The organism is Thiolapillus sp. (assembly GCF_048562965.1).
Classification (GTDB): domain Bacteria; phylum Pseudomonadota; class Gammaproteobacteria; order Chromatiales; family Chromatiaceae; genus Thiolapillus; species Thiolapillus brandeum_A.
On the sequence record NZ_JBHNMF010001302.1, the window covers coordinates 1 to 465 of the forward strand.

The 465-nt window shown below is 57.4% G+C and carries 1 protein-coding gene; it reads right to left on the reverse strand.

The window, feature by feature from the left end:
- Nucleotides 1–257: 257 nt before the first annotated feature.
- On the reverse strand, nucleotides 258–465 hold a 208-nt coding region (locus tag ACOCD2_RS23955; RefSeq protein WP_419591966.1), incomplete at its 5' end, for a hypothetical protein.

Sequence of the window (465 nt, forward strand, 5' to 3'; positions counted from 1 at the left end):
TCCACCATGTGCTGCAGCACATTGGTGGGGCCAGTACAGTTGAAGAGATCGAGGCCCTGCTACCTTGGAACGTCACCCTCAGTAAGCTGCAAGAGGGCTGATTCTCTGGCGCTTACGCCGTATCCCCCGCGAACTGTGTTATTGGATAACATTTTTGGTAGAAGCGCTACCCCTGAGATCCGTGGGTACCTTCATTGAATTGTTGATCGGGGCGATGCTCACCCCAGCAGGCTTTGTAACCGAAGCCTACTTGGTCGTCACGATCGCTGCCAGCCATGGAGAGCGAAGCGAAGGCTGGTAGACCCCAGTAGCCGCGAGGCCGCACTGTTTTCCCGGCGTGCCTTGTGCGCCAGAGGGAAAACAAAGTAGGCCTCCGAACGCGGCGTCCAGTCATTGGGAGCCAAGTACGGAGCAGCAACGAGCTTGCGAAGTTGTTGCGTAGTGCTTGGTGACCAGGACGGCTGG